The following is a 26,268-nucleotide window of genomic DNA, read 5'->3' on the forward strand; positions in this document are numbered from 1 at the left end:
GAGGTTCTTGGAACCCGAAGAATACATTATAGAGGTGAAATCCTTGAAAAAGAAAATTGCTTTTTTTGATTCAGGCATCGGTGGTTTAACCGTTTTGCATAAGGCATTACAACAGTTTCCAGAAGAAAAATTTCTGTATTATGCGGATACCTTGCATGTCCCCTATGGAACGAAGTCTGCGGATGAGGTTAGAGGACATATTTTTGATTGTGTGGAAGCCATCGTTCAGGAGGATGTTCAAGCCATCGTGATTGCTTGTAATACAGCAACAAGTCTGGCTGTGAAGGATCTGCGCGCCAAGTATGATATCCCGATCATTGGCATGGAGCCTGCGGTGAAACCAGCCGTGGAGATGAATCGCAACAGTGGGAAGAGAGTGCTTGTATTTGCCACGGCCCTCACCTTGAGCCAAACCAAGTATAACGAACTGGTATCACGTGTTGATGATCACCACAGTGTGGATTCCATTGCGTTGCCGGAACTTGTGGAATGGTGTGAACAGCTGGATTTTGATCCGCGCAAAATCGCTGATTATTTCCGGTTCAAGCTGGCAGATGTTGATGTTCATGGGTATGGCACAGTGGTGCTTGGTTGCACGCATTATCCATTCTATACGTCCATTCTGCGCACGGTTCTGCCCGATCATATACAGATCATTGATGGCAGTAAAGGCACAGTGAACCATCTGAAGCAGCGGCTTGGACTGGTGGCTCAACATGGAGACAGAACAGGGGAACAGGTCACTTTCCTCAGTTCATCAGGCCGACCGGAAGAGCAGGAGAAGATGTACAGTGCACTTCAATATCTTGAGATGAACTCCAAGTAAGTTACACCATAGGAGGTGATAGCTATGCAGTCCATTTATCTTATCCGTCACGCCAAGGCCACAGGGCAGGAACCCCATGCAGAGCTTACTGATGAAGGGATCAGGCAGGCTGAAAAACTTGCAGATATCTTGGCTCATCATTCCATAACGTATATTGTCTCCAGTCCATGGAAAAGGGCCGTTCAGACGGCTATGCCACTGGGCATAGCAACGATGCAACATATACATACGGATGAACGTCTTCAGGAGAGGGTACTTAGCTCTCTTGATCTGCCTAACTGGATGGATGTACTGAAACGTACATACGATGATGTGGATTGGATGGAAGAAGGCGGGGAATCTTCGAGAAACGCGGCTGCAAGGGGGCTGGCACTACTGGAAGAGTTGTGGAGCAGACCGGAACAGCACGCGGCCGTGGTTACACATGGAAACTTGTTATCACTGCTTATTCGTGAGTATGAACCATCCTTTGGTTATGAAGAGTGGAGCAAACTGTCTAACCCGGATGTGTATGTGCTGGAGAGACAACGACCGGATGCAGGGCTGTCCACCATTCGAAGAATCTGGACAGATTAAACAGCAAAAGAGTGCTCCAGCGATATTATATCAGCCAGAACACTCTTTTCGTTTATCCACGGGGCATATTACAATGCAGCAATCATGATCATAACCCATCCGGCCAAAAATGCGACTCCGCCAAGTGGGGTAACGGCTCCCAATTTGCGAACACCCGTCACACTTAAAACGTACAGGCTGCCAGAGAACAGGATAATCCCGGCGAACATCAGCCATCCGGCAAGCATGACGAGTGAAGAGGATTCAAGACGGTCTGCCAGCAGTCCGATCAGGATGATGCCAAGTCCGTGGATGAGGTGATATTGAACACCGGTTTCATAGATTTTGATCATGTCAGCGGATAGTTTGCGCTTGAGCGCGTGTGCGCCAAAAGCACCCAAAGCAACAGCCAGGAACATCATAATACTGCCGAGTATAATCAGGGTTTGCAATGTGTTTTTCTCTCCTTTTAAGGGTAATTAGTTATAACATCAAAGTGTACTGCACGAGTGTTGTCTACAGTTTGCGCAATTGAATCTGTCCAATGGAGTGATCGGCTTCCTTTTTCAGAATCAGTCTGGCACGTCCTTTGGTTGGCAAAATGTTTTCATGCAGGTTTTTGGCATTGATATCCTGCCAGATCTGGTTGGCCGTACGCACGGTTTCTTCTTCATCGATATTGGCGAATCGTTGATGGAAAAAGGAATCTGTGTTCTGGAACGCTGTATTGCGGAGTAGCTTAAAACGCTCAACGTACCAGTGTCGTATATGTTCTTCTTCCGCATCAATGTAGATGGAAAAATCGAAGAAATCACTAACCAGCAAAGGCGTTTCCTTTTTGATCTGAAGTACATTGATACCTTCAATAATGAGAATATCGGGTTGACAGATCTGCTTCTCTTCCCCTTGAATGACATCGTAGGCGAGGTGAGAGTAGACGGGTGCTTTCACTTCCGGTTTGCCAGATTTCACATCACCCATGAACTGAATCAGGGATTTGATATCATAACTTTCCGGGAATCCCTTACGGTTCATGATGCCCTTCTCTTGCAGCACCGCATTGGGATATAAGAAACCGTCAGTTGTGACAAGGTCAACTTTCGGGCTATTCTTACCTCTGGCGAGCAGTGCCTGCAGTAAGCGGGCCGCTGTACTTTTGCCCACGGCAACACTACCCCCGATTCCAATGATGTAGGGGGTGGGGAGAGCTTCTTTTTTCATAAAGGAGGCCGTCAGTTGATTCAGCTCTCGTGAAACTCTTGCATATAGGTCAATAAAGTGGGTAAGAGGCAAATATATATCTTCGACTTCTTGAATCGATACCTCTTCATTCAATCCCTTTAACTGTTCTAATTCGGCTTCCGTCAGTGGAAGAGTGGTCTGATGTTCTTTAAGTTCAGCCCATTCCTTGCGGTTAAACTCGATGTAAGGAGAGTATAAATTCATGAGATCCCGCTTTCTGTATGTAATATAATTGTGGACACAAGCTTTAGTGTACCAAATTTCAGGAAACTGACAACACATTTACATTGTGCCTTTCATAATGCCTTTCGTCAAAATGGAGCGAAAAACAACTTACTAGGAAAGTTTAACCCAATTTATGTTAAAGTCAACGTATACCATGCGGAAGGGTGACAGCACATGATCGTATATGAGAGAGAGCATGATTTTGTTTTGACCGCACAGCATGAGCATGGATTAGTAGCCGGAGAGATGGCTTCCCACTGGAAAAATGAATTATTAGCCGATGCTGCGCATCGGGATGAATTGATTCTAGCGGCCAAGGAACATGACCGTGGTTGGATTGAACTGGATTCATCTCCGTTCTGGAATGATTACAGTCAATCGCCGTATTCGTTTCGTGACTTTCCATTGCGTCCGCGTTTTGTATTCTACCATAAAGGGATTGAAGAAGTTCGGCAGAAAAACCTCTACGCCGGATTATTGTGTAGCTTGATGTATACGGAACTGTTTCAGAAAAATCTAGGGGCCAATGCTCAGGATGATGATGACATCCGAGATTATCTGGAGCAAGAAAACGAACGTCAGCTGGATTGGGAGAAACAGCTTGGTGGTGATGCTGAAGCACTGAAACAGAGGCTGAAAAGTGATGTGGAGATTATGCTTTTCTGTGATCAGCTCAGTCTGTTTCTCTGTATGGAGGAACCTGGAACACCTGCTGCGCGTTATGATTTTTTTGCAGAAGGTCTCAGTTGTACATTTGATGCCTGTTCCAGACAACCGATTCAAGCAGAGTGGTTATCCAATGAAAAAGTAGGCCTGTCTTTTTTCTCGTTTGATGAGGACTTTACGATCGTTTTGCCATATAAATCGGTGCCAAAGGCAAGTATCCGCAAATTTGGTATGCAACAGGCTTATCGCCGGGCTGAATGGAAGGAACGCCGGGTGTTGATTACGGAATTGAACTGACAGCTGGAAACTCTAGGTTTGAGGAAAGAGCAGCATAGAATATCACAAAACAGGCGGGCTTCTGATGTACAGGTGTACAGGGCGTCCGCCTTTCGTATGCATATATATCATCATAGACTATACTGTGAGACCGGTGAAAATACGAATGAATCAGAGTGGGAATAAAGAAGGAAAACACAGGTTATTCCCAGAAATGTTAGTGTACAACAGAGAAGCGCATGTTAGCAGGAGGACGAATATGGATACTAGAATAGAGATATTAACGATGTGTATGGTATGGGACAAAACGAATGATCAGGTGTTGTTAATGAATCGGCCGGACCGCAAAGGATTTCCGGGATACATCGCTCCTGGGGGGAAGGTAGATTTTCCGGAGAGTATCGTGGATGGTGCCGTGCGGGAGGTTCTGGAGGAGACGGGGCTAGCAGTCAATGAGATTACGTATAAAGGGCTTGATGAGTTCTGTGATCCCGAACAAGGATTGCGGTACATGGTATTTAACTATTTGGCGACTTCATTCGAGGGTCAGTTATTGCAAGATCCGCCCGAAGGCGAACTGTTATGGGTGCCTATGAAGCGGGTTTTTGAGCTGCCTATGCAGGATTGGTTTGCTGAACGTTTCCCACGTTTTTTCCAAAAAGGCACTTTTGAGCGGAGTGTGATCTGGGAGAAGTCATCCGGCCGTACGTTGCAAGAGACATTTATGGTGTATAGCGATTCCGTACTTGAACAGAGTGGGACCCAATAAGTTAAACCGTCAGAAGGAGGAAAAATCATGGGATACCAGCATGCCCTGCAAGGATACATTGCGGCTACGATTGATGGGTAATGGAAATTAATTCATGAGCATTTAAGCTTGGGTTAGGATAAAAATAATGACTCAAAATGTATCATCCATATCTATATATTTATATCCAAATATTATGATATAATGAAGTTTACTATTTTTATAGGAGATGACTAGTCTGTGGGTAATAGTGTGTGATTAATAGATTTAGTAAACTAGTTTGTTGAAATGAAGAATGATATATTTGTGGATTTGCCATACATAGGCTTCTGCAAACAGAACGTAAATGAATATTGTACGATGAAAAGGTGGAGATTGGCATGAAATTGTCGTTCCGGATTTTGGACTGGGAAGAAGAGAGACCCTACGAACTTTTGTTGATGGCTGATCCTTCAAAAGCAATTGTGGATGAATACCTGAGTCGGGGTGTTTGTTTTATTGCCGAGTACGAAGGAGAGATGGTTGGGGAGTTCGTATTGTTGAAGACTCGTCCAGAGACTGCGGAGATTGTTAATATTGCCGTACAGGAAGAACTGCAGGGACAAGGTGTAGGCAAACACATGATTAAGGAAGCGATGGAAGCTGCACGTAGATTGGGATGTCGAATTCTAGAGATTGGGACAGGCAACTCCAGCTTTCATCAATTGAAGTTATACCAACGTTGCGGTTTTCGCATTATCGGGGTTGATCGTGACTTCTTTGTGAGGCATTATGAGGAAGAGATTATAGAGGATGGTATCCGCTGTGTGGATATGATCCGTATGGCCATAGATCTGGATGCTGTTACAGAGGATGAAAACGAAAGGAAGAGTCCTTAAGTGAATCGGCATACACATATTGGGGTATATGGCTTGGTAGCTTGGGAGGGCCAATTCCTGTTGATTCATAAGGCTCGCGGAGCATATCAGGGGCAATGGGATTTACCAGGCGGAAGGCTGGAATTTGGCGAGCAGCCAGAGACTGCTCTTCATCGTGAGATTGAAGAGGAGACGGGCCTGACCCATCTACAAGTGATGATTCGTTCTGCGGAGTCTACGGTACTGTAATGGGTGTATCAAGGTGAGCCGGAAGAGTTGCACCATATCGGGATGTTGTATGATGTTGTTTTGACCGCAGCCAGTCGGCCGGATCATATCAAAAAAGAACCCGATGGCGAAGATTCGCTGGGCGCGGACTGGTTTACACTGGAGCAAGTTAGAGATCTTTCCCTAACGCCGTTTGCAGAGTATATGATTAGCCAAAGTACATCTTGATGTGCATCCTCAACTTTATTGTTAACTTAAATTTGCTGAATGCAAAGAAGCTGCTCGGATAATTCATGTCTGGGCCAGCTTTTTGCTGTGGGTCTCCTGAAGAAAACCCCAATTATTTGTTGAATGTGACGTCAAATGGTTAATGTTTAACTTGACGGTTTGTTTTTGCACATAATGGACCACAATTCAATTAAGGAGGTAAAATGGGAGATCGTATGCCTATTTTGTTGTAATTAAGCGTTCGTTGTTCTACTCAAATTGATCGATTTATTCGATTCATCTAATTTATGCATCAATTGAACTAAAAATAGGAAATGCTCCTGAGCGTAAAAGTTTATAGAATAGATAGTAGAACATGGACTTCACTTGAAGAAGAGGAGAAAGTGTAACCTTCGAACGGATCAGGACAGTATTCGACATCTGTGCGACGGTATATACAATCATTGTTTTACTTTGATTTTGAAAACGCAGACAAACCTTGACGGGAGCGTCGGACTAACGTTACTACCACCAACAGCACGATTATTGGACTTCATGAAAAATTTCGCTTAAAATGTTGAACGAACGCAAATTACGGCTTAGTCAATGATTTCCGTCAAAAACTTATGACTAAATCAAGACGGAGGGAACGTCGATGACGATCGTGGAAGGCAACAAGAAGCCCTGGGAAAGTTACTATGGCCCCAATATGGGATACGTACAGGAACAATATGAATTATTCACTCAAGACCCTGGTTCGGTTACACCGGCTTATCGTGAACTATTTGAACAATGGGGTGCACCGCCGATGTCTGGCAGGGATGCACGCACAACCTTGAATTCCGGCAACGCCCAATCGGCTTCCGGAAGCGTAGACATTCAACTATTACAGAAAGCGGTTACAGCGGGTAAACTGGTATGGAACATCCGTACCTATGGTCATCTTGCTGCAGATATAGATCCGCTTGGAATCAGTGAAGATACAGACACATCTTTGCTGGAACCTCAGCATTTTGAATTAAACGAAGAAGATCTGAAAGCTTTACCTGCTTCCCTGATCTGGGAAGGTGCAGATGGGCAGACAGCAACCGGATGGGATGCAATCCAACGCTTGCGTCAGATATACACTGGACCTATGGCCTACGAATTCAGTCATGTGCACGAAGTTCAAGAGCGTGAGTGGCTGAATCGTCGTGCGGAATCCCGGACATCACCGGCTCCGCTTACGCCGAAAGAACGTAAGGCTTTGTTGGAACGTTTGGTTGAAGTCGAGCAATTTGAAGATTATCTTCACAAAACATTTGTTGGGCAGAAACGTTTCTCCATCGAAGGTAACGATGTGCTTGTGCCGATGCTGGATGAAGCTGTTCGCATCATGGCAGAAGCCGGATCAAGCCACATTCTGATGGGGATGGCTCACCGTGGACGGTTAAATGTACTGGCTCATGTTTTGGGCAAACCGTACAGCAAAATTTTCTCTGAATTTCATCATGCTCCGAACAAAGATTTGGTTCCATCGGAAGGTTCGACTGGAATCAACTACGGTTGGACGGGGGATGTCAAATATCATATGGGTGCCAACCGTTTTGTAAAAGACGGGGAAACTGTGCAGGCCCGCCTTACTCTGGCGAATAACCCGAGCCATCTGGAATACGTCAATCCGGTTGTACAAGGGTTTGCTCGTGCGGCTCAGGATGACCGTCGTGACCCTGGATATCCGAAACAGGACGTAACGAAGGCAGCCACCATTTTGATGCACGGTGATGCAGCATTCCCAGGAGAAGGGATCGTTGCAGAGACGCTGAACTTCAAAGCTTTGCCAGGTTATCAGAATGGCGGAACCATCCATATTATCGTCAATAATCGTCTGGGTTTCACTACAGATAGCAGTGATTCCCGTTCAACGTACTACGCAAGTGACCTTGCCAAGGGGTACGAAATTCCGATTGTACACGTGAATGCGGACAATCCGGATGCTTGTATTGCGGCCATTCGTATGGCAGCCGAGTATCGCAATCGTTTCAAAAAGGATTTCCTGATCGACTTGATCGGTTATCGTCGCTACGGCCATAACGAAACCGATGATCCCGAAACAACTCAACCTATCGTTTATGACAAGGTGAAAAACCATCCAACGGTAAGCCACTTGTATCAGGATCAGTTGAAAGAGGAATCGATTATCGATGATGCATCCATTACGAGCATTCGCGATGGAGTAACAAACAAATTAAAAGAAGCTTATGACCAGATGAAGAAAAATGAAGTACATGAATATTATCAGCGGAAAATCAGTGAGCCGGAGGCTGTTACGATTACTCCGACTGCGGTACCGCTTGAGAATCTGCGCAGTATTAATGCCGATCTGCTGAAATGGCCTGAGAACTTCAATGTGTATCCGAAGTTACAGCGGATTTTGCAACGCCGGAGCACTTCCCTGAACGAAGGGGAAAAAGTGGATTGGAGCCTTGCGGAGACACTCGCATTTGCAACCATTCTGGCAGATGGCAAGCCAATTCGGATTAGTGGACAGGATGCCGAGCGTGCTACATTCGCTCATCGGAATCTGGTGTTGCATGATTCGGAGAATGGAGCAAAGTTCTGCCCATTACATCACTTGCCACAGGCAAGAGCATCCTTTGCAATCTATAACAGTCCGTTGTCTGAAGAATCCGTTGTTGGATTCGAATACGGATATAACGTATATTCACCCGATACACTGGTCATCTGGGAAGCTCAATTCGGTGACTTTGCCAACTGTGCACAGGTTATCTTTGATCAGTTTGTATCAGCGGGTCGTGCCAAGTGGTCTCAGAAATCCAGTCTGGTCATGTTGCTTCCACACGCGAATGAGGGTCAGGGACCTGAGCATACAAGTGCTCGTCTTGAACGCTTCCTGCAGCTTTGTGCAGAAGACAACATGACGGTTGCCAACTTGTCGAGTGCATCTCAGTACTTCCACTTGTTGCGTCGTCAAGCTTCGTTGACTGAAACGGAAGATGCTCGTCCACTTGTGATGATGTCACCGAAAAGTCTCATTCGGAATCCGCGTGTTGCATCACCGGCAGTCGAATTCAGTGAAGGTAAGTTTGAGCTTGTGCTGGAGCAAGCCGGTCTGGGTACACAGCCGGATCGCGTAGAGCGCATTATTTTGTGCAGTGGCAAGATTGCCATCGACCTGGAAGATGCTATTGAAAAAGATAAAGCAGATCGGTCATGGCTTCACATTATCCGTGTGGAACAGTTGTATCCGTTCCCGGCAGAAGAGATCAAACGTATACTCGCACGTTTCAGCAATGTAACAGAATTGGTATGGGTACAGGAAGAAAACAAAAACATGGGTGCCTGGACATACATGGAGCCTCGTCTTCGTGAAGTTGCCCCGGAAGGCACAACCGTTAGATACGAAGGTCGCCCGGAACACGCAAGTCCTTCCAGCGGTTATCAGCTTGTGCATAGTATGGAACAGCAACAGATTATTACATCTGCGTTGAAACAAACGACGAAGAATAATATTCCACTGGGGAGGTAACAGCTGTGAGTGAAATTAAAGTACCTGCAATGGGTGAGTCAATAACTGAGGGAACTGTATCCAGATGGATGGTTAAAGAAGGGGATACCGTTAATCAGGGTGATGTACTTCTTGAACTGGAAACGGATAAAGTAAATATTGAGATCAGCGCAGAAGAAAGTGGCGTGCTGGAGAAGATCATTCGTCAGGAAGGAGAGACGGTCGAGATCGGTGAAACGATCGGTACACTCTCAGCTGGTTCTGGAGGAGGAAGCGGTGCACCCGCTTCCGAACCAGCGGCTGAAGAGAAAAAGGCCGTTACTCCTGCACCTGAAGCTCCAACACCACCATCGGCACCTGTTGCGGCAGCGCCAGAGTCATCTGATAGTGCTAAGACGGCTTCACCGTCTGCCCGTAAGCTTGCACGTGAACGTGGTATCGAGTTGGATCAGGTTCAGAGCAAAGATCCGATTGGACGGGTATACCAGGATGATGTGAAGAGCCATAACAATCAGGCGCCTGCTCCTGCTGCTCCACCTGCGAGTAAAGCTCCAGCCGCACCAAGTGCTCCGGCAGCTGGAAGTTCTACCTATACCAAACCAGTGGAGCGTCAGCGGATGTCTCGTCGTCGTGCAACCATTGCGAAACGTCTGGTAGAGGCTCAGCAGACAGCAGCCATGTTGACTACGTTTAATGAAGTTGATATGACTGCGATCATGGATGTACGTAAACGCCGTAAGGACAAGTTCAAAGAGAAACATGAGATTAACCTGGGCTTCATGTCCTTCTTCACCAAAGCGGTTGTGGGGGCTCTGAAAAAATTCCCTACAATTAACGCAGAGATTGATGGCGAAGATGTTGTACTCAAAAAGTATTATGATATCGGCATCGCCGTATCTGCGAAGGAAGGACTGGTTGTACCGGTTGTGCGTGATGCAGATCGTCTGGGCTTTGCCGAGATCGAGAAGAGCATTGCGGACCTGGCATCCAAAGCTCGTTCCAACACGCTGGCGTTATCTGATCTGCAAGGTGGAACGTTCACCATCACCAATGGTGGAACATTTGGTTCCTTGTTGTCTACGCCAATTCTGAATACACCTCAAGTGGGTATTCTGGGGATGCATAAGATCCAGCTTCGTCCAGTGGCGATTGATGCAGAACGGATGGAGAACCGTCCAATGATGTACATCGCGTTGTCCTACGATCATCGGATTATCGACGGTAGTGAAGCTGTTCGTTTCCTCGTGACCGTGAAAGAACTGCTTGAAGACCCGGAATCCCTGTTAATTGAAGGTTAATCCATAACGTTTGATTATAGCTATCATTCATATCGCTTAACAAGAAAACCCCTGAACTGGAGCGCAGCGTGAGCTGTACATCCGATTCAGGGGTTTCTTTTGGCTCTTGGTATGTTGTCTCCGACTCTATTATATAGAGTCAGCCGTCTCAGTCAGGTTCAACGGACTAGGGGGTGTATTCGAGTCAGGGGTATTCCGCTTTAGCCAGTTCACAACATGCTGAGCCACTTCTGTTCGGTTGATCTCATGCAGCATTTCATGCCGTCCATCCGGATACAGGCGATACTCAATGTTCTCCAGCTGAAGTTTCTTATACTGCGAGACCAGATTAAGAACGCCTTTGCCATGAAGTCCGACAGGGTCCTTCTCACCTGAGAACAGGTATACGGGTTTGTGTTTGGGTATGCGCTCCATATTGTGTGGAAGATGGACTTCAAGCAGCAATTTGAAGAAGTCGCGGAAAAAGCCTGCTGTACACACTGCTCCGCACAGGGGGTCATCAATGAATCGCTGAACCTCTTGTGAGTCCCGGGACAACCAATCAAACGGTGTCGTTGCAGGGCGGAAAGAGCGATTAAATCCACCAAATACAATCGCGTTGAGTAGCATGCTGGGGTGGGTAGCACCCTGAATGCCGCACTGCAAGAAGGCCAACTTCTCTCCAAACCGGAGCAGACCACGTCTGCCGTTTGTCCCGGATAAAATAAAGGCATGGTACTGCTCATGACCAGCGTACATGAGATGTTGTACCAAGAATGAGCCCATGCTATGTCCCATTAGAAACAGGGGCACCCCAGGATTCTCTTTGGCGGCTACTTCGCCCAGATTGATCATATCACTCGCCATCCAGCGGAAGGCATCGATACCAGCATTACCAAGCAACTTGGCATTCTCCACAGTTTTGCCATGACCCCGATGGTCATTAGCATAAACCGCATAGCCATTTTGGGTAAGGATGTCGGCAAATTCGGCGTATCGGGCTGCTGTCTCGCCCATGCCGTGTGCAATTTGCACTACACCTTTAACGTTGCATTCCGGATCGGGAAGCCAGCGGTACACATAAATACGGGTACCTTCACTAGCGACCAAGGCAAAGGTAGATTCCTGCATCTCGTGTAATTCCTCCTTCACAGGTTACATATAAGCTTGATTTAGGGCAGATAAGAGCGAAGAACAGTGGTATTCCCGTTCAATGTATAAGAACCCAGATTGGCTGGCAAGAGATAACATTGTCCAGCTTTCAATTCAATGCTGTCTGATTCAGCATGTGCCCACTCCAAAGTTCCTTCTCCTTCACAGACAACGAGAATCGTGAAGCTGTCAGGATTGGTGGAGAGTTCCCAACGTTTGTTCACAATACCTTTTTCAACTACAAAATAAGGGCATTCCGCAAGCTTGAGCCATTCACCAGGAGTAGCGTTATTTGTTTTCATCGTTGAGGCACCTGCGCCCTCATAGGCGGTGACATTTAATGAGTCTTCAACATGCAACTCGCGTGGTTTGCCATCCAGTCCTGGACGATTGTAATCGTATATCCGGTACGTCGTATCCGAGTTTTGCTGAATCTCAGCGACAACGACACCTGCACAGAGCGCATGCACTGTTCCGGCAGGGATAAAGAACGTATCACCAGCTTCTACAGGTACCTGACGAAGGGTATCCATCACCGTGCCGTTTTCCAATGCTTCTTTTAATGTTGCCCGATTAACGCCTTCGTTCAAGCCATAGATGATGTGTGCGCCCGGTTTTGCGTCGAGTACATACCACATTTCTGTTTTGCCAAGCTCGCCAGGAGGAAGTGCCTCATACTCGTCAGTTGGATGAACCTGAACGGACAGGTCATCGTTGCAGTCAAGCAACTTAATCAGAAGGGGGAAACGGCCGCCTTTTTCAGAGACACCTTTGGTTCCAAGCCATTCGGTGCCCAGTTGTTCACGAACTTCATCCAGACCTTTGCCAGCCAGTGCTCCATTTAATACCTTGGTTGTACCGTTGGGATGATCCGCAATCATCCATCCTTCTCCGATATGTCCTTCAGGGGGCGTAAGGCCGAATTGCTCCAGCGCACGACCGCCCCACACACGTTCTTTGAACTCAGGTTGGAATTGTAATGGGTATGGCGTAGACATCAGTAATCTCTCCTCTAGTATATGAAATGGTGGATCGCTTTAATCAGTCATGGGCATGTAGTCGCCATGAGCAAACAAGTGAATACGTTTGCATATGTAGATGTAGAACACAGATCGCAGTAAGAAAAAGCCGTTAATAGCTCGCCTTGCGATTGTGTCTAGTTTATTGTATTTGGTGAACAAAGGAAATTATTTTTTCTCGATTCCGATCAGAAAAGGAGAAGTTTTTCGCTGTAACTGGCGATACATCACAACCTGTGCCTGTTCCACCGGAAGGGCAGAGGACCAGTCCAATACAGCTTCTGCTTCCTGTGCCCCTCCGTCATGACCGGGGTAGAGCACAACCGTAATAATTCCGCGAGGGCGTAATAAAGCGAGTGCAGCCTCGAGTGCAGCGATCGTGCTGTCAGTCTCGGTGATGATGGAGGAATCTGCACTTTCTGAAGGCAGGTACCCCAGATTGAACATAACTGCACCAACCGTACCAAGCCATGACTCAGGAACTGCTTCTGCCATTCGATCATGGCTTAGTTGAAGCATGGAGATGGAGCCAAGCTTGGCTTCATCGGTTTGTTTTCGAATCCGGGCCTGTGCCAGCGTGAGGGCTTCACTTTGAATATCGAATCCAATGACTTGACCACGCCGGCCAACTTGTTGTGCCAAAAATAGTGTGTCTGCTCCTGTACCCACCGTTGCATCTATCGCCAGATCACCTGGCTGCAGACGGGAAGCAATCCACTGATGCGCACAGCTGAGAACCGAAAGAAAGCCCATCTATGCTCGCCTCCAATACTTACCTTGCCATGAATCCCGCTCTCGCAGCTCACGATCAATGGAGTTTAACACTTCCCATTTGTTCATGGACCACATCGGTCCAATCAACAGATCACGTGGTGCGTCGCCTGTAAGACGGTGTACGATCATTTCCGGTGGAAGCATCTCCAGTGTATCTACGATCAGCTTGATATACTCGTCCTGATCCAAAAAACGTAAAAGACCGGCTTCGTATTGCTTCACCATTGGTGTTTTGCGCATCAGATGCAGCAGGTGAATCTTGATTCCCTGTACATCCATATTGGCAACTGCACGTCCAGTGTCCAGCATCATCTCATGTGTCTCTTGAGGCAGACCATATATGATATGCGTGCACACACGTATATTCCGTTTGCGCAGTTTCTCAACCGCTTCTTCGTAACACTTCGTGTCGTGCGCGCGATTAATCAATGTTGATGTGGAATCATGGATCGTTTGAAGGCCCATCTCAACCCACAGATAGGTGCGTTCGTTCAGTTCAGCCAAATAATCAACAACGTCATCTGGCAAACAATCCGGGCGAGTAGCGATGGACAAACCAACAACACCGGGTTGCTCAAGAATTTCTTCAAAATATTCGCGCAGCTCCTCAACCGGAGCATACGTATTCGTATAGGCTTGGAAGTAGCCAATATAATGGGCTTTAGGCCACTTGAGGTGCTGTTTATCTCGAATTGTATTGAATTGGGTGACCAGATCTTCACGTCTGCTGCCGGCAAAATCGCCTGATCCACGCGCACTGCAGAAGGTGCAACCACCTTTGGCAATGGAACCGTCGCGGTTGGGACAGGTGAATCCAGCATCCAGCATCACTTTGAAAACCTTATTGTTAAATTGATCGCGCATCTCATAATTCCAGGTATGGAATCGTTTATCTCCCCACAGGAGAGGGGACTGTAATGCAGGTGCATTCATCTTCAGGGTACTCCTTTGGCTGTCGAATTACCGTAATCATACGTGAACAAAAGAAGAAGCGCTATGCGATTTCCGTCATAGACGATGGATAGCGATTATAGGTGTCTTCATGAACTTTTATCATTGTATCAAAAAACTAAAAAAAAAGGGAATCGAAACGCAAAAATAGGCCGTAAAATCAAGGTTTTCTCCTTGCTATAGTTTACACCTTATGTTATATTTAAATCAGCGTCAGACACCATCTAATGGGTATTATTCATCATAGCATTTGAATCAACGTTGACGTCATGGACCATACTATACCGTGAGGTGATATGAATGAATTCCCAAGTTAAAAACAATGAATTGAATCATGTGTCTGTTGAATTGACGGCAGAAGAAGCACTGGCTTTAACAGGTGTTCGTTTTAATGGAAATCCGAAAGTGAAAGCGGCTGCAAGACAAAAAGTTCGCGATGCTTTCGAAAAGACATTTGATTTTTCACACCAAGATAAGGTAGACTATGAACTACTAAAGTAGTTGGACCCCAATTCCAAATAAATCGAAGAGGGAATCTTTGAGATTTGCCCAAAGTGGCAGATCCGAAGATTCCCTTTTCATTGCTCTTTACAATTTGCCAGTTCTTCGGCAAAATAAGTCTGAGACAAGTATGGGACAAACGGAGGAATAAAATGCGTTTACGTGGCAGAAAAGGGATAAGAGAAAATCTGGAGCAACAAGTTGATCTTGTTGTACTGGACCCCAAGCAACATAAAGGAAAATGGTCTGAACTGTTTGGCAATGATCACCCGATCTTCGTGGAATTTGGTATGGGTAAAGGTCAATTTATCAGCCAAATGAGTTATAAATATCCGGAATTTAATTTCATCGGTATTGATATGTATGATGAACTGTTGCGTCGTGCCAGTGAGAAAGCTCGTAATGCGTGGAGTCAGGCTGATGTGGAGACACCTCCGAACCTGAAGCTTGCTCTGGCAAATATTGAACAGATCGAAGAAGTTTTTGAACCGGAAGAACTGGAACGCATTTATTTGAACTTCAGTGATCCTTGGCCAAAAGCAAAGCATGCACGTCGTCGTTTGACGCACCCGCGCTTCCTGAAGAAATACACGGAATTGCTTAATCCCAAAGGTGAGATTCATTTCAAAACCGATTCGGAGACGCTGTTTGATTTCTCACTCAACGCCATTGCCGACTTCGGCCTGCAAATGACCAATATTTCTTTGAATCTGCATCGTGATGGTTTGAATGAAGAACATGTGATGACGGAGTACGAGCAGAAATTCATGGGTAAAGGTATGAACATTCACCGGGTTGAAGTGATTGTGGGTGAAGAGGCCTTGCGTGAGTATCAGCAGACACGTCTGGACAAGTATAAAGTTCGTGAAGCTTCGGATGAGTCTGGCGAAGATCAGGAACAGGAATAAATCGAAATCTAACTTAAACTCATTAAAGAAGAGCGACACATGAGGTGAATAATTCATTCTCATAGGTCGCTCTTTTTTTGCATTAACAATCGATGTGCATTACTCCATAAACTCAAGTCTGGGATGATTTCAGAAGTTTTCTGAATGAAATTCTTTGCGGCGATAATCGTTTGGTGTAACCCCGTTGAACTTTTTGAACATGCGATAGAAGTATGAACTGTTGGTGAATCCGGTTCTCTCGGCAATGTCGGCAACGGAGTTCTCCGTCTCCACCAGCAGATGCTGGGCCTTGGCTATGCGGGTTTCGTTAATTACGTCCGTGAGCCCTTTCAGGGTGAGCTGTTTGTAGAGCCTGCTTATATAGATGGGCGACATGCCCAACTCATCTGCGATAGAAGTTAGACATAGATTGGGGTCCGCATAGTCCCGCTCAATAATGCCATTGATTTTACGAATCAACTCTTCGTGCTTCAGTGTGCGTTTCTCCTCGACTTTGGAACCAAGCTCATCAAACATCCGATAGAAGTGTTCATGTACTTCACTAATGTCTTCCGCGTCTTTGACAGGCAACATTAGACCATCCGAGACTGAATCAAGCGTGAGTTGATTATTCTTCTTTAGGGTGTTTCGTACATGATTCAGTGTCATCGTCAGATGGGATAAGGCTAGTTGAAAAACGGTAAATGGATACGAGGCTGTCTCGCCGACGATATCTGCATAGACTTGTTTTGCTTCTCGCGTCTTACCTGTCATTAGATGATCAACAAGTTGTCTTTCCTTACCTGCTGGAAATGCGTACTCCTTGGCGTGATAAGCCATGATGTCAGAGGTATAGATCAGACAGCCCGGTCCCATGAACAAACGATGCAGTGAGGCTTCGGCTGATCTGGTGTAGGATGCAATACTGTCTTCCAATGAATCTTCTTCCGTGCCGATCGTACAGGAGATGGAGCATTTCAAATGGGTCATTACAGCTGCCTGCATCATACGTAGCAGCTCTTCAATCCGGTTATGAGCAGTTTGCTCAAGTTCATGGCTTTCCGCTTTCTCATTGAAGATGAGTGTGATCAGATCACCGCCCATGTCCACAGCTTCCGCATTGTAGTGGAGATCGGCTGTCTCGGTGCATATGTTCATCATGGCGTATTTTACAAGCTGGGTCTCATCACGGTACGTTTCGCAGAATTCGGTAAAATGGTCAATACGCAGCAATACCAGCCTGGATGCACGCTGAACATCAATGGAGGAACCATAGAACTTCATCCGTTCTTCCAGCATACCTCCAGTTACTGTTTCGCGGCCTTGCAGGGCCCCTCGTAGAAAATCCTGCCGTAACAAATGAAGACTGCCACGTCGCTCTGCTTCCATCACACGTAAACGAACAAGTACCTTATCAATAGGGTGATATAGTTTTCGGGACACAAGGTAAGAGAGCAGTAAGCCTGCGAAGAGAAGTCCAACACAAAACAGAACGGTATGTGTGCGCATACTCCGTATATCTGATGTAATCAGATCATAAGGTGTTATTCTTACATAACGCCAACCCAGATCATCGGGAGCGGTATAGGTGATGAGAGATTTTTCTCCGTCGACCTTCCCGCTAAAGTAAGCTGATTGCCCCGTATCTTGGATAATTGGCTTCATAAAAGCTTCGCTGGAGAGATTTTTCATCAATGCACGGTCGCCAAAGTCAGATAAAAGGTCTCCATTCTCATTTACGATAAAGGTCTTGCCTGGTTGATCCACAGCATTCATATTCGGACTGAGCCAATCATCCTTGATATTAACGATGACAGCGTAGTTTAGTTTGGAATTGTCATTGATCGTGTCATAACAGAGATAGGTGTAGCTGTTAACCTCTGTCGCTTCAGTAGAACCGACCTGATATGTACGCGGGATGGGAACAAAAGGTTTATAGTCATGGAAGTTCTGGAGGATACTTTTAATCCCCTGATCGTCGATCTCCGAGATGGACTGCTGCCCATTGCGCACGTCGGAACTGATAAAGAATTCATTGCTTTTGGAGTTATATACATAGATAGATTCAATAAAAGGAAGGGACATACGGTAGTTGTCTAGCTGCTCCATCGCGGATGTGATTTCATAGATATTCGGTTTGGAATAGAGCAGTAATGAAGAGATGGTGTAGTCCTGATAAATCTGATATGACAATGATTTTGCAGTCTCGGTCATTTTGGCCACTTCACGGCTGGTTTGAGTAAGACTGTTCATATCTGTGCGATAAACCTGACGAAGAGCAATCCGATTATAGTTGACGTACAAAATAGAAGAAGCCACAAGTAAGGTAGCGACGGTACTAATAATAATGCCGATCAGAATCCGTGTGAAGACCTTCTGACTGTCCTCTGAACGTTTACGCATTCTGTTTCCCCCTCAAACCTCCTATTTTGGGTGAACCACATAGAATTTCATATACATACGTGAGGCTTCATAGTTGGATGAGCAGAAGAACAAGAGTAACTTGAATTATATATTATGTATGCGTTTACATCAATGATGGACAGGCTGTTTTGCCTGTTTTCTCTACATAAAGTTCAACTTTCGCTGGATTGTTCACTAGGTGTAGTCTATGCACGATATCAACATTTGTGAACGGATGTGTGTGGATGTCTGTTCATTTCATGGTTCGTTCATTTTGTTCATAGTTCATTTCGCAGAATCGTTCATTTTCTGAAGGGAAGCTTCAGTATCCGTGAGTGAAGAGAGCATCTACAATAAAAAGAGAGCTCCACCACGCAGCACCGCAAGAAATTCGGGAGGGATCGAGCCATGCTCAAAGAATTGAACAAAAACAAAATCATGTTTCTGATGCTGTTGCCCACGCTGATCTTTTTTCTGATTAACTCGTATTTTCCGATGGTCGGCATCTATTATGCGTTCACCCGGTATGATTTTGAAGGCGGATTATTTGGTAGTCCATTTGTCGGTCTGGAGAACTTTAAGTTCCTATGGCAATCCGGAATGTTGCTGAAGCTCACAACCAATACCGTGGGTTACAATCTCGCCTTCATTATATTAGGAAACGGTCTGGCGATCTTCTGTGCGATCATGCTTAGCGAGATCCGGGGCAGGTTATTCAAAAAAATTACGCAATCCGTCATGTTTTTGCCGTATTTCATCTCATTTGTACTATTAAGTGTAATCGCTTACAACATGTTTAACTACGAGTCGGGTTTTGTGAACACGGTGCTCAAACGTTTTGAGGCCGGCCCGGTCGACATTTATAACACACCCTGGATCTGGGTGTTTCTGATCATCATCTTTTATCTATGGAAAAATCTTGGATACAGCATGGTCATCTATCTGGCCGCCATAACGGGTATCAGTGATGAGTATTATGAGGCTGCCCGAATCGACGGGGCCAATATATTTCAGCGGATCTGGTACATTACAGTACCGATGCTGAAGCCAACCTTTGTCATCCTGTTGTTGTTCTCACTCGGCAGCATTATGAAGGGGCAGTTTGACCTGTTCTATCAACTGATCGGCAACAACGGGGTGTTGTACAACGCTACAGATATTATTGATACGTATGTGTATCGTTCACTGAAAGTAACGTTTGATATCGGGATGGCAACGGCTGCTGGTCTGTATCAGTCCTTGTTTGGATTCATTTTGATCATGACCGTCAACTATATTATCCGCAAAGTAAATGAGGACTACGCCTTGTTCTAGAACGCCCGCAGGGCAGGAGGGAGAACGATCATGAACACGCCAATGAATACTCACACTCGTACGAATACGCGTCTCAGAGATTCGGAATTCACTTTCATGTTCCAACTGATTTCCTACAGCTTCATCATCATTTTATCAATCATGTGCTTGCTACCGTTCCTGCTGATCCTATCCGGTTCATTCAGCAGCAACGAGTCCATTGTGAGGGATGGTTATCACCTCTTTCCAACGGACTTTTCCCTGGAAGGTTACAAAATGGTGTTCAAATTCCCGACTCAGGTACTCAAGGCTTATGGGGTAACGGTCTTTACAACGGTGGTGGGGACTACGCTAGGGCTGTTCCTCATCACGATGGCCGGATTTGTGCTCCAGCGTAAGGATTTTAAATATCGGAACACGTTCTCGTTTTTTATCTACTTCACAACCCTGTTTGGTGGGGGACTTGTGCCTTGGTACATTATGCTGGCGAACTACTTCAATCTCACAGATACGTACACCGTACTTATTTTCCCGGGGTTGATGACACCATTCCTCATTATCCTGATGAAAAACTTCATTCGCTCGGCAGTGCCGGATGAATTGATTGAGTCCGCCAAAATTGATGGAGCGAATGACTTCCGCATCTATTTCAGCATTGTGTTGAAACTGGCGATGCCTGGTATCGCCACCGTAGGTCTGTTTTTGGCACTGGGTTACTGGAATGACTGGTTTACCTCATCCCTCTTCATTAACAACCCGGATATGTACCAACTTCAATTTTATCTCTACAACACGATGAACACGATAACATTCATTGACCAGATGGCGATTGGCACAGGGATCACACTCAGTCAGGATGTGCCTACCGAATCAACCAAGATGGCAATGGCTATCGTTGTAACGGGACCGATTTTGTTCCTGTATCCGTTTGTACAACGTTATTTTGTTAAAGGACTCACCATTGGTGCAGTGAAAGGTTAGAACGTGAACGCGCTGTGGGCGTCAGGCCACTGATATCTTTTCAGGTCTGAAACATGGCGAGTCTGCGCTAACATATAAAGGTTCACCACAAAAAGGGAGGATGCGTATGCGTAACAAAACAATTCGGCACCTGTCTCTGGTACTTGCCCTGATGTTGTTCGCCGGGGTACTTGCCGCATGTAATAACGGTTCGGGGGGATCGACGCAAGGAAGTGAGCAGGGAGGAACATCCGGGAACAAAGGCGAGAAAGTGACGCTTCAATTTTACATGCTTGGGGATGCTCCCAAAGATCTGCCTGTTATTGAATCCGAGATCAATAAGCTGGCGGAGGCTGATCTGAACGTCAATGTGAAATTCAACTACACCTCATGGACCGACTGGGATCAAAAATATAAACTGCTGCTGTCTTCCGGACAGCCGATCGATCTGATCTTCACAGCAGATTGGACATTCTACCAGTCCTATGCCAAGAAGGGTGCGTTCCTGCCACTGGATGAAATGTTGCCTACAGCAGCGCCAGCGCTGAAAGCTCATGTACCTGATGACATGTGGAATGCTGTCAAAATCAATGACAAAATCTATACAGTTCCATCCACTTGGATTGAGTATGTAACCGAGGGAATTGCGTACCGTGAGGACTTGCGCGAGAAGTACAATCTTCCGAAACCGGAATCCTTGGAGACGCTCGAAGCGTATCTGGAGGGCATCAAAGCCAACGAACCCAATATGATTCCGATTGCGGATAGCAATGCCAACCATACCCATGGTATTCGTCAATTGACATCCAAGCTGGTTAATACAGCAGGTCAACTTCCATATGGACTGGATATTATGTATGATACACCAACAACTGTGACGTCCTACTGGGGATCGGCGCAACACCTGGAAGACCTGAAAACATACAAACGTTGGATGGACAAAGGATTTTTCCCGAAAAACGTACTGAATGTAAAGGATACTTCCAACTCATTGCTGCAAAATGGAAAAGCGGCTGTTGTTCTTTCCGGGGAGAACCCGAACAAATTTAATGCAGATGTCATCAAGGTGCAGTCTACTCATCCAGATTGGAAACTGGCTTATTTCCCGTACCCGAATGCGAAAGGGTTTGCACAACCGGTTCACCCGATCCACAATGGTTTTGCGATTCCGCGTAGCAGTAAAAACCCGGAAAAAGCATTGGCATTTTATGAGAAACTGGTGACAGACAAACGATATAACTGGTTGACTGAATACGGCGTTGAAGGCAAAAACTTCGAGGTAGATAATGGATACTACAAAATGGTAGGCGATGCACAAACAAACGGCTTCCCGCGTGAGGGCATGAATGGTTGGGCATGGCGTAACCCGGAATTCATGCTCTATGACAAAACCTTTGATGACGTGCTGACCATGTTTGAAGATCTCGACAAAATCAAAAAGCCGGATATTTATACCGGATTTGCTGAAGACTGGACACCGTACCAAGCCGAGAAGGCTGCATTGGAACAAGTGGAAAAACAATATCTGTATCCGCTTAATGTAGGTTTGGTGGCAGACGTAGAGGCTGGATTGAACACATTTATGGAGAAGGCTAAACAAGCAGGTTTGGAAAAAATTCAGGCAGAATACACCAAGCAGTGGCAGGAGTATTTGAAGTCAGCAGGCACTCAATAGTTTGTACTTTCCTTCATAAAGAAAAGGTGCCTTCAAATTCGAAGGCACCTTTTCAATGTGGTTGCAGGCTTGTTTGAAGCCGTTGGTTAGAGGCGTGATTGGACGAAGAATACAGGAAGCGACATCCTAATGGGATAAATTCATAAACGGGCCTCTTCTGCGGATGAAGGACGAACGTCCTCCAGCAGATCGATAATACTTTGAGCGCTCTGCATTGGATGAACCTTGGCGATTTCCGCCAGATGACGTTTGCGTTTACGTACAACATCCGGGTAGTGATGCAACAGCTTGTTCATCCATTTAACCACTACGTCGGGCGAAGTTATGGGTTCTCCCAACCCTCTTGCTGTAAAATAATGGACGTTTTCTTCTTCCTGACCAGGTATAGGGTTGTGGAACAACATGGGAATTCCTTTCGCCAAGCCTTCACTGCATGTCATTCCCCCAGGTTTGGTGATCAGAAGGTCGGATACTTCCATTAATTTGTCCACTTCGTTGGTGTACCCCATAATGTGAATATTTTCTTTGCGATACATCGGGTTCTGTTCCATGCTGATCCGTGTTTTATCATTGCGACCCAGACAAAAAATGATCTGAATATCTTCATGCCAGCGTGTCAGCAACGGATGGACCAGCTTGTCGCTGAGCATTCCCCAACCGCCGCCCATCACCAGTACAGTAGGCATGTTCTTGAGGTTAAATCTGCTTCGGATCTCTTCTCGCCCGGGATGCTCCCAAAAATTTGGATGCACCGGAATGCCCGTGACTCGAATGTTGTCTGCAGGTACGCCTCGTAGCATTAGTTTGGACTTAACCTCATCTGAAGAAACCAGATAAAGGTCTACTTCACGGTTAATCCACGTCCCATGTGCATCATAGTCGGTGATGACTGTGCATAGGGGAACCTGTACACCCAGACGTTTCAGTCTGGATATGACAGCACTTGGAATCGGATGTGTACAGACAATCGCATCGGGACGTAACTGGCGCACAACGCTGCGTGTGTGTGTATAGAACAGTTTATGCAACGCCAGTGTGGTCAGCCTGTTCAATGATTTTTTATATTGGTGTCTGTATACGTATCCGAAAAGTTTGGGTTGGTTGGTAACCGTTTTTTTGTATGCTGTTATAATCAGAGGTGCAACCTTTGGATTTAAGAAACTTCCCAGTTCAAGCACTTTTGTCTGCACGTCTGGCGAGAGCTTTCGCAAATTGCTGGACAGTGCATAGGCGGCTTGAGTATGACCCGTACCAAAGCCTTCAGATAATAGTAATACTCTTTTTTTCTCCACGCTTACTTCACCTGTTCCTGCTAGGTTTTTCTGAGTCTAACATATCGGCTTTAAGACCAGAATGCAACTGTTGCAAGTGCGACTAAAGTACCTATTGTGGCACCCGCCAGAACATCGGAAGGATAGTGTAACCCCAGATAAATTCGAGAGAATCCGACAATAAGGGCCACAGGCAACAAGATTAGCAATAAGATCGGATCAGTGGTCATAAAGGGAACTGTGACCGAAAAAATGGCAGTTGTGTGCCCTGAAGGAAACGAGTGATCCGTCAGTGGATTACGGAACGTAATTGTATCCGGCAAGGCCAGATAAGGTCGAATGCGGGGATACAATTTTTTCGCGATGGCTACAGGGATGTGGCTGACCGCAAGGGCGATACATGCCTGGAGTCCTGTTGTGCTCCATGGAGCTGGAGCAAGCAGCCAGATTAACAAGGATATTGCAATAGATGAAGTTGCTCCACCCAGATGGGTGAAATAATACAGCCAAAAATTCATAAAACGATTATGAAGTCGGCCGTTGATCCACATAAAAACATTTCGATCATAATCTTGAAACTTTAAGAATAAACGGCTCATATTGGCCTCCTGCCAGTCAGGCCGCCCGTAATGGCGGCATTATTTCCGGTGATTTTCTGCATCCGGTTTCGTCCTGATTAGTATATAACCGTTTTTCATGAACTTGAGGTTATTTCAGGTATATGTTTATCATATTTTTAAATGTTGTCCTTTTCAAGAAGAACCCATGTAAAGAAAGTGAAATTCATGTTAAAGAGTGGATATATACCCATCTTAACTTTTTGACTTGGGTCAGCCAAAAAAGATACAATGATTCAACATGGCTGAAATGAGGTAAAAAAAATGTGAGTTCTGTTTCAAACTTTTTGAGGTCTGTTTGCGTTATTTGTTATAGAGCCTCTGACGAAGAATAACATGCTGATGAAAAAAGCAGGGACTTTAGAAATAAAAATCAAGTAAACGGCTGAAAATAAGATATAACAGGCATGAATGCGAGGTTGTGGTATCACGAAGTGTCTATTCAGCGTTTAAAGATCACATTTCTGCTTCAAAAAGTGGAATTGGGGTTTTGACAAATGACTGAAAAGGATACAGAATCGATAAAGCAGCCAACTGATAGCAACCAAGCTTTGAAACATTGCCTGATATATTCACGTAGTACACAAAAGAACAGGGTCATATTCTGCAGATCAAAAAAAAATAAATTGCAGAATCAGGAAGAGAAATGCTTGAGTAAACTGGGTTTTGAAAAAAAGGGGGTAACAGAGAACGATGTTGGACGCTATATTCGTCACGATGCAGGTCATTCTGGCACTGCTAGCCGTGTACCAATTCACGTTTTCGCTGTTCGGTCTGATTAAGAAAAAGAAAAAGAAACATTATCCGGCGACAAAATCATTCGCTGTACTCGTCGCAGCACACAATGAGGAACAAGTCATTGGTGCCTTGATGGAGAACTTGAAACAACTTGATTATCCGGAAGATCTGTACGATGTGTTTGTCATTTGTGACAACTGTACAGATGGAACGGCTCAAATTGTCAGAGAGCATGGATTAAACGCCTGTGTGCGTACCAATGCCGATTTAAGAGGTAAAGGGTACGCCATCGAATGGATGCTTAAGTACCTGTGGAAATTGCCACGTCAGTATGACGCAGTTGTTATGTTTGACGCGGATAACCTGGTTGACCGTAACTTCTTGCTTGAGATGAATGATGACTTGAACAATGGTTCGCGTGTTATCCAAGGATACATTGATACGAAAAATCCGGAGGATTCCTGGATTACTGCAGCTTACGGTGTATCTTACTGGTACATCAACCGTCTGTGGCAGTTGTCTCGTCATAACTTGAACATGGCGAATTTCCTCGGAGGAACCGGAATGTGCTTTGAGACCAACCTGTTGAAGGAAATTGGTTGGGGTGCAACAAGTCTGGTTGAGGATCTGGAGTTTACGATGCGCAGTGTGCAACGTAATGTGTATCCTGTTTTCAACTATGACGCCAAAGTATTTGATGAGAAGCCATTAACATTCAAAGCTTCAGCGCGACAACGTCTGCGCTGGATGCAAGGTCACTTTACAGTTGCGCGTAGATACTTCTTCCCGCTGCTATGGCAGTCCATTAAGGAAAGAAGCCTGGTGAAATTTGACCTTGCTATTTACGGAGCCAATGTCTATGTGGTGTTGCTTACGTTCCTAATGACGGCTGTGATGTGGGTAGACATGGCGATATTCAGTGGTCCGCACATTGCTAATATTTATGGATACTTCCCGTTATGGGTTGGCTTCGTGGCTATTGGTTTGAACATTCTGACGTTCCTGTTGTCCATGGCGCTGGAGAAGGTTACCTTTGCCAAAGTTTATCTATATCTGATTTTGTTCCCGATCTACCTGCTGTCTTGGTACCCGATTACGTTCTACGCTTTCTTTACGCAGAACAACAAACAGTGGAGCCACACTCAACATACACGTGTTGTACGGTTGGATGAGGTGCAAAGCAAACAAGGGTAAGGAACATGCATGTGATACTTTGTTGACATCTGATATCACAAATGTGTAATTCACGAAAAAAAGTTGTGAAGAATGTTGACAATGTATTTCATGGGTGATATAGTATTCAAGTGCCTTAAAGCGAATAGCAATGGAATCACAAGCAGAAGTCCGACTTCTCACCTGATCAACAAACATGTTGGCTGGTCAACGATCCCAATAATTTATGAAGTGTATAC

At 45.6% G+C, this 26,268-nt stretch carries 24 protein-coding genes; 15 read left to right on the forward strand and 9 right to left on the reverse strand.

Going from position 1 to position 26,268, the window contains the following annotated elements; genetic code table 11:
* The first annotated feature begins 43 nt into the window (after nt 1-43).
* Together murI and C161_RS08725 are read left to right on the forward strand one after the other, a co-directional pair.
* Complete coding sequence (murI, locus tag C161_RS08720; protein WP_051449737.1) at nt 44-826, forward strand: glutamate racemase; 783 nt, start codon at nt 44-46, stop codon at nt 824-826.
* A 24-nt stretch (nt 827-850) separates the two neighbouring features.
* The gene (locus C161_RS08725; protein WP_036669706.1) at nt 851-1,402 is read left to right on the forward strand and encodes a histidine phosphatase family protein; all 552 of its coding nucleotides are present in this window, start codon (nt 851-853) and stop codon (nt 1,400-1,402) included.
* A 68-nt stretch (nt 1,403-1,470) separates the two neighbouring features.
* Here the strand turns inward: C161_RS08725 and C161_RS08730 are convergent, their stop codons facing one another.
* Entirely contained in the window at nt 1,471-1,833 is a 363-nt protein-coding gene (locus C161_RS08730) for a DUF423 domain-containing protein (protein ID WP_036610220.1), read from the reverse strand.
* Nucleotides 1,834-1,897: 64 nt separating this feature from the next.
* Nucleotides 1,898-2,827 (reverse strand): type I pantothenate kinase, encoded by a 930-nt coding sequence (gene coaA / locus C161_RS08735; RefSeq protein ID WP_036610217.1) that lies wholly within the window; start codon nt 2,825-2,827, stop codon nt 1,898-1,900.
* Nucleotides 2,828-3,022: 195 nt separating this feature from the next.
* On the opposite strand from coaA, the gene C161_RS08740 reads away from it, so the two are divergent.
* The 7 genes from C161_RS08740 (at nt 3,023) to odhB (ending at nt 10,636) form a co-directional block, all read left to right on the forward strand.
* A complete protein-coding gene (locus tag C161_RS08740) occupies nt 3,023-3,811 on the forward strand; it encodes a DUF3891 family protein (protein WP_036669708.1) in 789 nt (262 codons plus the stop codon).
* A gap of 238 nt (nt 3,812-4,049) precedes the next feature.
* The gene (locus C161_RS08745) at nt 4,050-4,559 is read left to right on the forward strand and encodes an 8-oxo-dGTP diphosphatase (protein ID WP_036669710.1); all 510 of its coding nucleotides are present in this window, start codon (nt 4,050-4,052) and stop codon (nt 4,557-4,559) included.
* Nucleotides 4,560-4,918: 359 nt separating this feature from the next.
* Nucleotides 4,919-5,416 (forward strand): GNAT family N-acetyltransferase, encoded by a 498-nt coding sequence (locus C161_RS08750; protein WP_036610208.1) that lies wholly within the window; start codon nt 4,919-4,921, stop codon nt 5,414-5,416.
* Complete coding sequence (locus C161_RS32945; protein WP_051449667.1) at nt 5,417-5,644, forward strand: NUDIX domain-containing protein; 228 nt, start codon at nt 5,417-5,419, stop codon at nt 5,642-5,644. It abuts the gene before it with no gap.
* Nucleotides 5,645-5,647: 3 nt separating this feature from the next.
* Entirely contained in the window at nt 5,648-5,851 is a 204-nt protein-coding gene (locus C161_RS32950; protein ID WP_051449668.1) for a hypothetical protein, read from the forward strand.
* A gap of 634 nt (nt 5,852-6,485) precedes the next feature.
* Complete coding sequence (locus C161_RS08760) at nt 6,486-9,359, forward strand: 2-oxoglutarate dehydrogenase E1 component (protein ID WP_036669715.1); 2,874 nt, start codon at nt 6,486-6,488, stop codon at nt 9,357-9,359.
* A 5-nt stretch (nt 9,360-9,364) separates the two neighbouring features.
* Complete coding sequence (gene odhB / locus C161_RS08765; RefSeq protein ID WP_036669727.1) at nt 9,365-10,636, forward strand: 2-oxoglutarate dehydrogenase complex dihydrolipoyllysine-residue succinyltransferase; 1,272 nt, start codon at nt 9,365-9,367, stop codon at nt 10,634-10,636.
* Between the two features lie 129 nt (nt 10,637-10,765).
* Here the strand turns inward: odhB and C161_RS08770 are convergent, their stop codons facing one another.
* The 4 genes from C161_RS08770 to C161_RS08785 all read right to left on the reverse strand — a co-directional run bounded on the left by C161_RS08770 (nt 10,766) and on the right by C161_RS08785 (nt 14,493).
* On the reverse strand, nt 10,766-11,746 hold the full coding sequence (locus C161_RS08770; protein ID WP_036669729.1) for an alpha/beta fold hydrolase: 981 nt from the start codon (nt 11,744-11,746) through the stop codon (nt 10,766-10,768).
* 41 nt (nt 11,747-11,787) lie between these two features.
* On the reverse strand, nt 11,788-12,765 hold the full coding sequence (locus C161_RS08775; RefSeq protein ID WP_036669731.1) for a type I phosphomannose isomerase catalytic subunit: 978 nt from the start codon (nt 12,763-12,765) through the stop codon (nt 11,788-11,790).
* Between the two features lie 189 nt (nt 12,766-12,954).
* Entirely contained in the window at nt 12,955-13,539 is a 585-nt protein-coding gene (locus tag C161_RS08780) for a class I SAM-dependent methyltransferase (protein WP_036669733.1), read from the reverse strand.
* Nucleotides 13,540-14,493, reverse strand: coding sequence for a TIGR01212 family radical SAM protein (locus C161_RS08785; protein ID WP_036669734.1), 954 nt, complete (start codon nt 14,491-14,493; stop codon nt 13,540-13,542).
* 318 nt (nt 14,494-14,811) lie between these two features.
* Between C161_RS08785 and C161_RS08790 the strand changes: the two genes are divergently transcribed.
* Both C161_RS08790 and trmB read left to right on the forward strand, forming a co-directional pair.
* Nucleotides 14,812-15,012 (forward strand): hypothetical protein, encoded by a 201-nt coding sequence (locus C161_RS08790; protein ID WP_036610190.1) that lies wholly within the window; start codon nt 14,812-14,814, stop codon nt 15,010-15,012.
* A gap of 152 nt (nt 15,013-15,164) precedes the next feature.
* Nucleotides 15,165-15,920, forward strand: coding sequence for a tRNA (guanosine(46)-N7)-methyltransferase TrmB (gene trmB / locus C161_RS08795; RefSeq protein ID WP_036669736.1), 756 nt, complete (start codon nt 15,165-15,167; stop codon nt 15,918-15,920).
* Between the two features lie 129 nt (nt 15,921-16,049).
* On the opposite strand, the gene C161_RS08800 is transcribed toward trmB, so the two are convergent.
* Nucleotides 16,050-18,302 carry an AraC family transcriptional regulator gene (locus C161_RS08800; protein ID WP_036669739.1) on the reverse strand — a complete coding sequence of 751 codons (2,253 nt, stop codon included), beginning with the start codon at nt 18,300-18,302 and terminating at the stop codon, nt 16,050-16,052.
* Between the two features lie 408 nt (nt 18,303-18,710).
* Between C161_RS08800 and C161_RS08805 the strand changes: the two genes are divergently transcribed.
* The 3 genes from C161_RS08805 to C161_RS08815 all read left to right on the forward strand — a co-directional run bounded on the left by C161_RS08805 (nt 18,711) and on the right by C161_RS08815 (nt 22,230).
* On the forward strand, nt 18,711-19,616 hold the full coding sequence (locus C161_RS08805; protein WP_017689672.1) for an ABC transporter permease: 906 nt from the start codon (nt 18,711-18,713) through the stop codon (nt 19,614-19,616).
* Nucleotides 19,617-19,712: 96 nt separating this feature from the next.
* Nucleotides 19,713-20,576 carry a carbohydrate ABC transporter permease gene (locus C161_RS08810; protein WP_370511436.1) on the forward strand — a complete coding sequence of 288 codons (864 nt, stop codon included), beginning with the start codon at nt 19,713-19,715 and terminating at the stop codon, nt 20,574-20,576.
* Nucleotides 20,577-20,676: 100 nt separating this feature from the next.
* Nucleotides 20,677-22,230 carry an extracellular solute-binding protein gene (locus tag C161_RS08815; RefSeq protein ID WP_036669742.1) on the forward strand — a complete coding sequence of 518 codons (1,554 nt, stop codon included), beginning with the start codon at nt 20,677-20,679 and terminating at the stop codon, nt 22,228-22,230.
* 140 nt (nt 22,231-22,370) lie between these two features.
* On the opposite strand, the gene C161_RS08820 is transcribed toward C161_RS08815, so the two are convergent.
* Both C161_RS08820 and C161_RS08825 read right to left on the reverse strand, forming a co-directional pair.
* The gene (locus C161_RS08820) at nt 22,371-23,522 is read right to left on the reverse strand and encodes a UDP-N-acetylglucosamine--LPS N-acetylglucosamine transferase (protein ID WP_036669745.1); all 1,152 of its coding nucleotides are present in this window, start codon (nt 23,520-23,522) and stop codon (nt 22,371-22,373) included.
* 50 nt (nt 23,523-23,572) lie between these two features.
* Nucleotides 23,573-24,100: a phosphatase PAP2 family protein gene (locus C161_RS08825; protein ID WP_017689668.1), complete on the reverse strand. Its 528-nt coding sequence runs from the start codon at nt 24,098-24,100 to the stop codon at nt 23,573-23,575.
* A 711-nt stretch (nt 24,101-24,811) separates the two neighbouring features.
* On the opposite strand from C161_RS08825, the gene C161_RS08830 reads away from it, so the two are divergent.
* On the forward strand, nt 24,812-26,050 hold the full coding sequence (locus C161_RS08830) for a glycosyltransferase family 2 protein (protein ID WP_036610177.1): 1,239 nt from the start codon (nt 24,812-24,814) through the stop codon (nt 26,048-26,050).
* Nucleotides 26,051-26,268 lie beyond the last annotated feature (218 nt).

Source organism: Paenibacillus sp. FSL R5-192 (genome assembly GCF_000517845.1).
Taxonomy (GTDB): domain Bacteria; phylum Bacillota; class Bacilli; order Paenibacillales; family Paenibacillaceae; genus Paenibacillus; species Paenibacillus amylolyticus.